8 protein-coding genes are annotated in these 6,079 nt (G+C 61.6%); all 8 read left to right on the forward strand.

The annotated features are described in order from the left end of the window. The first annotated feature begins 14 nt into the window (after nucleotides 1-14). Nucleotides 15-314 carry a HigA family addiction module antitoxin gene (locus FHW84_RS22250; protein WP_167258553.1) on the forward strand — a complete coding sequence of 100 codons (300 nt, stop codon included), beginning with the start codon at nucleotides 15-17 and terminating at the stop codon, nucleotides 312-314. A 166-nt stretch (nucleotides 315-480) separates the two neighbouring features. Continuing rightward, nucleotides 481-1,989 (forward strand): alpha/beta hydrolase, encoded by a 1,509-nt coding sequence (locus tag FHW84_RS22255; protein WP_167258555.1) that lies wholly within the window; start codon nucleotides 481-483, stop codon nucleotides 1,987-1,989. 30 nt (nucleotides 1,990-2,019) lie between these two features. Next, on the forward strand, nucleotides 2,020-2,394 hold the full coding sequence (locus FHW84_RS22260; protein ID WP_167258557.1) for a hypothetical protein: 375 nt from the start codon (nucleotides 2,020-2,022) through the stop codon (nucleotides 2,392-2,394). Between the two features lie 33 nt (nucleotides 2,395-2,427). After that, nucleotides 2,428-2,781 carry a hypothetical protein gene (locus FHW84_RS22265; protein ID WP_167258559.1) on the forward strand — a complete coding sequence of 118 codons (354 nt, stop codon included), beginning with the start codon at nucleotides 2,428-2,430 and terminating at the stop codon, nucleotides 2,779-2,781. Between the two features lie 39 nt (nucleotides 2,782-2,820). Continuing rightward, on the forward strand, nucleotides 2,821-3,441 hold the full coding sequence (locus FHW84_RS22270; protein WP_167258561.1) for a cytochrome c oxidase assembly factor Coa1 family protein: 621 nt from the start codon (nucleotides 2,821-2,823) through the stop codon (nucleotides 3,439-3,441). Nucleotides 3,442-3,463: 22 nt separating this feature from the next. Then, complete coding sequence (locus FHW84_RS22275) at nucleotides 3,464-3,919, forward strand: VOC family protein (protein ID WP_167258563.1); 456 nt, start codon at nucleotides 3,464-3,466, stop codon at nucleotides 3,917-3,919. Beyond that, nucleotides 3,916-5,346, forward strand: coding sequence for a serine hydrolase domain-containing protein (locus FHW84_RS22280; protein WP_167258565.1), 1,431 nt, complete (start codon nucleotides 3,916-3,918; stop codon nucleotides 5,344-5,346). The genes FHW84_RS22275 and FHW84_RS22280 overlap by 4 nt, the downstream gene beginning before the upstream one ends. Then, nucleotides 5,343-5,966, forward strand: a complete 624-nt coding sequence (locus FHW84_RS22285; RefSeq protein WP_167258567.1) for a hypothetical protein — start codon at nucleotides 5,343-5,345, stop codon at nucleotides 5,964-5,966. The genes FHW84_RS22280 and FHW84_RS22285 overlap by 4 nt, the downstream gene beginning before the upstream one ends. The last annotated feature ends 113 nt before the right edge of the window (nucleotides 5,967-6,079 follow it).

Consider the following 6,079-nt stretch of genomic DNA (forward strand, 5'->3'; position numbering starts at 1 on the left):
CTAGAGGTGTAGTCATGAAAAATGGCATGCGTGCCATTCACCCAGGCGAGGTGATCAGGGAGGATTACCTTGCCGAACTGAACATGTCGGCTCATGCGCTGGCGCAGGCGCTGCATGTGCCGGCAACCCGTATCCACGAGATCGTCAACGAGCGCCGCGCCATTACCGCAGATACGGCCATGCGCCTGGCCCGCCTGTTTTCCACCACCCCCGAGTTCTGGATGAATCTGCAGGCTGCTTACGATCTGAGGAAGGCGGAAGCGGAAATCGGCGGGAAAGCCAGGGATGAGGTTCGCCCTTTGGCGGCTGCTTGAGTCTTCGCGCTTTTTGACAAAGGGATGGCGGTAATCACCCGAAGTGATTGCCGCCATTTTTTATGGGCAATCCGGCCCAGGCGCATCCCACACCTCCTGTGGTAAAGAAGCCGGCGGTAGTCCGCCAAGCCTCCGTCGCCGCACCGCCAAGGAAAGGATCCGGTCCATGACGTTCCGCATCGCGCCTTACGCATTCGCCGCCGCCTCAACGCTCTTCAGCCTGTCGTCCCCCGCCGCCACCGAATCGCCCCGCCACGCCGGCGAGACGGTCATCGAGACCGGCGTCGCCACGGCCAACGACGGCACCACCATGCCCTACGAAATCGGCACGCTCTACGTGCCGGAGAACCGCGCCAAACCCGGCAGCCGGTTGATCGGCGTCGGCTTTGCGCGGGTCAAGGCGGCGCACCCCACCAAGGCGCCGCCGATCGTGCTGCTGGTGGGCGGCCCGGGCGTCACCATGCTGGACATCGTGCTCGACCGCGACGACACCGCGCGGCGGCGTGTCAAAGCCTGGCAGGCCTATGCGCAGGTGGCCGACCTGATCGTGATCGAGCAGCGCGGCTATACGCTGCGCGGCGACCGCATGGAAATCCCCAGCAAGGCCTTGCCACTGGACCGGCCCACCGTGGCGGCCGACGATATCGACGTCACCCGCGACCTGGCCCGGCGCGCGCAGGGCGCGTATCCGCAGGCCGATCTCTCCGGTTATTCCATTAACGAGATTGCCGATGACGTGGCCGATCTCAGCCACGCGCTCGGCTACGACAAAATCAGCGCGCTCGGTGCGAGCTTCGGTTCGCAATGGGCATTCGCCGTGATGAAAGCCCATCCGGGGCTGGTGGCGCGCGCGGTGATTACCTCGGCCGAGCCGCTCGATTACGGCTACGACATGCCTTCGCAGGTCTACGCCGTCTATCAGCGCATCGCGTGGGAGGCGGACCAGGATCCCGCGCTGAAACCCTGGCTGCCGGCGGGCGGCCTGGTTGCCGCCATGTGGGAGGTGCGCGAACGCCTGGCCAAGGCGCCGGTCACCGTCACGGTGAAAGACGCCAGCGGCAAAACGCAGCGCGTGGTGCTCGGCGTGGAGGATTACCAATCCGCATTGCTCGATGCCGCGCAGCACGCCGCCACCTTCCCGCGCTTCGTACTCAATCTCTATCACCGGCATTACGACGCCTGGGCCAAGGACGCCGTGGCCGCCCGCGCGGGCGAGCCGCGCTCGCTGATCAATCCGCTGATCAATATCGGCCTGGACATGAGCGCCGAGCGCAAGGCACTGCTGCGCAACGATCCCGCGCTGCCGATCATCGGCAGCTGGAATTTCGCCGGTTATCTGGCGACCAAGGGCGAGTGGGCCACGCCGGATGCCGGCGACAGTTTCCGGCGGCCGGTCCGGGACACGACCCCCGTATTGTTCGTGCAGGGCGATTGGGATCCTTCGACCCCGATGGAAAACACCCTCGCCATGCTCCCCTGGTTCCCCAACGCCCGCATGATGATCCTGCATCGCGCACAGCATGGCGGGACGTTCCAGTGGCTGCGCACGCGTCCGGAGTTGGCGGCGAAGGTGTATGACTTTCTGCGGACGGGGGAATTCGGGGATCTGCCGAGTGAGGCGGCGTTGGATGCGGTGGCGTTTGAGAAGCCGGATGTGGCGGCGCCGTTGCGCTAGTCGGGTCTTCCGGCCGATTTGGGGGTCTACTTGAAAACAAGCGGCATCAAGCGGCTGATCGGGCTTGTGATGTTCTGCGCCGTCGGGATCTTCTTGGCGTCGCTCTGGTCCCGCTCGACGCCGCTTCCGGCATTCAATGAAGCCCTTGCTGCATATAAAGGGCAGACACCTTTAGTGCTGGGCGGGCGCGATCGATTCGAGGGCGGAGAAAGCTACCACCGTCGAAACTATGTGCTGCTGCTTTCTTTCAAGTTTGTGGTGATAACGCAGAGGGGCAATGAGCCGCCGGTGATAAGAGAGGAGACAGGTGGCTTCGTTCTGTTCGTGGCTGTTGTGATGGCGGCGCTCCTTTGGGAGTGGTGGCGATGCTCGGAGAAGGTTGAAGAAGGTAAGGCGGATAACTAAGGACGTGGGCGTACTTCGATATGGAAGCCAGCTATGGCTATTGACTTTGCATCACAAGCGGACCTCGTCCGCCAGCTGTCCTCGATCATTCCCGAGTTTGCATCCGAGTGGGCTGAGTGGCATGACGGCGAGTCTCCTCTTAGCTCAAACCCCCATGTCGTATATATGGCTTTGATGCCATTGCTCGGCAGGGTCGAGCTGTCGGATAAGCAGTGCAAAGCGCTAGCGGAACTGATCAACGGGGCTGTCGCGGCTGGTGGAATGGCAGAGAACGCGGTCTTTACTTGCTTCCTGGAGCACTTTCGTAACGTTCCGGTGCATAAGAGAGTCAAGCCATACCTTCGCAACGACGCCAAGCTCAGGCTGTCGGCCAACTTCACGCCGTGAATCGGCATTACGCATCAACTGAATCTTTTGGGGAAGAACATGGAAAACACATCAGGCGGCGGCCGCAAAGCAGTCGTACCGCCGGAAATCGACAACTGGAACTGGGGCGCTTTCTTCCTCACCTGGATCTGGGGCGCGGCAAACAACACGCCCATCGCGTTCCTTATGTTCGTGCCCATCGTCAATATCCCGATGTGGGTCATTCTTGGCATCAAGGGCAGCGCATGGGCATGGCAGAACAAGCGCTGGGAAAGCGTTGAAGCTTTCAAACGCACGCAGCGCAAATGGGCCATGTGGGGGCCGGTTGTCCTCGTTGTGCTCGTGCTGGCGGTCGGCGGCCTCTTCTGGAGCGTCGTCTCCATCATGAAAAGCTCCGACGCCTACAAGCTCGCCGTCAGCGAGGTGCAGGCCAGTACCGAGGTGTCGCAGCTCTTGGGTACGCCCATCACGCCAGGTATCCCTACCGGCAGCATCCAGGTGTCGGGCGCTGATGGAAGGGCCAATCTGGCTTTCAATGTGGAAGGCCCCAAGGGCAAAGGCAGGGTCTACATCCTGGCGGTGGAGGCCATGGGGAAGTGGCACCTGAATCAGGCGGTGTTCGAAGACGATGCGACAAAAAATCGGATCGACCTGAACGCGCAAAGCGATAGCGAGAAGTAACGGCCGCTCGGAGACAAGGTACATGGCCATCAAACGAATGGACAACGTAGGCATCGTCGTCGAAGACCTCGATGCGACCATCGCCTTCTTTCGCGAACTTGGACTCAATCTGGAAGGCCGCGCCACCATCGAAGGCGAATGGGCTGGTCGTGTCACGGGGCTGGGCGACCAGCACGTCGAGATCGCCATGATTAGCACGCCGGACGGCCATAGCCGGCTCGAACTCTCCCGCTTTCTCGCGCCGGCTGTTGTGGCGGATCACCGCAACGCTCCGGTGAATGCCCTGGGCTACCTGCGCGTGATGTTTGCCGTGGACGACCTTAACGACACGCTCGCACGGCTGCGCAAGCATGGCGCGCAGCTGGTGGGCGAGGTGGTCGACTACGGCAGCGTGTATCGGCTGTGCTATATCCGCGGGCCTGAAGGCTTGCTCATCGGGCTGGCTCAGGAACTAGGCGAAGGGAAAGGAAGGCCTTGAACACTCGTCGTCTATCCATCGTCGCACTCGTGCTTGTGTTGCTGCTGCCGGCCATGGCCTGCGCGGGCAAGGCCTCGCTGTCGGACGCCATGACCCGGCAGTTGCAGGTCAACCGGCAGCGTTACGGTATGGCGGGGCAGGCGTTGCTGGTGACGCATAACGGCAAGGAAGTTTTTCGCGGCGTGGATGGCTACGCCAATCTCCAGGCCAAGGAAAAAATCACCGCGCGCACCATCTTTCCTGTTTATTCGCTGAGCAAGCTTTTCGTCAGCACGCTGGTGATGCAGCTGGTCGAGCAGGGTGCGGTGGATCTGGATAAACCGGCCAGCGTTTACCTGCAGGGATTGCCGGATGGCTGGCGCGGAATCACGGTGCGCCAGTTCCTCAATCACACTTCCGGCGTGCCGGATTATTTTTCCGACAACGAGCAGCCCACGGCTTTCCCGGCCAGCATGCAGGACGTCTTCGCATCGCTTGGCCCTAAACCGATGCTGTTCGCGCCCGGCACCCGTACGCGCTATACGCAGACCAACTATCTGGTGCTGTCGGCTTTGCTCGAAGCGCATTACGGCCAGCCTTATCCGCAGATTGCGGGCGAACGCATCATCCGGAAACTCGGCTTGAAGCACACCTGGCTGGGCCGGCCCTCGCTGCCGGCCAGCGGCGTCGCCCTGGGTTATCTCGGCAAGAACGGCAAGCTGCAGCGGGAAACCGAGATTGCGTGGCCGGCCTACAGCTATGGACATGCGGAGCTTTACCTCACGCTGGACGACCTCGCGAGGTTCCTGCAAGCCGTGAGTTCCGGCGAGCTCGTAAGCAAGGCTTCGCTGCAGCAGTTCTGGCAGCCGCAGAACTTGTCGGACGGTCGCCGCGGCGACTTCTCCACCGGTTGGGAATACGGCGAGAGCGGCGCTTATCGGCATGCCGGACATGACGGCGGTGCGCGGGTGCGGGTACGCGTCGTCTACAAGGACAGTCTCGATGGCGACATGTATGTCTTTATCTATCTGAGCAACGGCAGCGCGAAGAATGTCTGGTCGCGCACCTTGGTCGGCAGCGCTATGGCTACGGTGGCACCGGACAAGTTTCCGGCGGAAGTGTTGTCCGAAAAGCTCATGGCTTATGCGTTGGCGTCGTCGACTGGGCCGGAAGACGGCAAGAAGATCCGGGCCGGCACGTCACTCCAGGGCGAAGCGCTTGAACGCACCATCAACAACACCGGCTATGCCGCGTTGGAATTCCTCAGCGCGGACGCGGCCATCCGGGTGCTGGCGCTGAATACCGAGTTCTTTCCCGCATCCGCCAATGCGTGGGATAGCTTGGCCGATGGGTACAAGGCAAAGGGCGAGCAGGCGAAGGCCCAGCAGTTGTACGACAAGGCGCGGCAGCTTCAGGCCGATCAACAGCAAGGACAGGCAAAGCCATGAAAGAAGTGTCGTTCACCGGTGGGTCGCGCATTGGCTGGGTAAATGCGTCATGGCCATTGGCAACACTGACCGCCCGCGCGCAAGAACTCAAGCTTTCAACGCTCGGGACCTATACGTTCACCGATCAGGAAGTGGTGTCGTTCGAGCTCTATGGCTCCATTCCCATTCTGTCCAGCGGCATTCGCATTAACCACAACCGGTTGGACTATCCGGAGAAAGTCGTCTTCTGGTGCATGGGAAACAGGGAGGCGGTGCTGGATGACATCCGCTCCGTAGGTTTCAGGCCGCAAGGCAAGGCGGTCGATCGGCCTTCCGGTGTCGCCTTCCGCTGGAGCGTTGCCCTTCTGGTCATCGTGGTTTGGAATGTATTGCTCCTCGGCGACAACCAGTTCCACCTCGCCAGCCGGCCGGGCCTGCCGGGGCCGCTTACGGTGCTGGCGCTTGTTTCGGTGTTTGCTGTTTCGTCGGCGCTGCCTTATTCCGCCGGGCTGCAGCGCGCGGTGTTGCGGCCTGGCCGCTCCATCAACGAAATAACGCCATACCTGCGGCTGCTGCAGCTGGTCACTGGCCTGGTGTCGCTGGGTATGGGGATTTCGCTGTTTGCTACGTGGAGTACGTAATAAAAATGGGGACGGGTCCTGAGGTATCCCCACGTTTCCACCAGCCAGATCAGTAAGTTGGCGCGACAGATATAGATCGAAGTGCGCGCATGGCGCAGTCTTCAAGGCGACCA

This window comes from Dyella sp. SG562 (assembly GCF_011759495.1).
Taxonomy (GTDB): domain Bacteria; phylum Pseudomonadota; class Gammaproteobacteria; order Xanthomonadales; family Rhodanobacteraceae; genus Dyella_D; species Dyella_D marensis.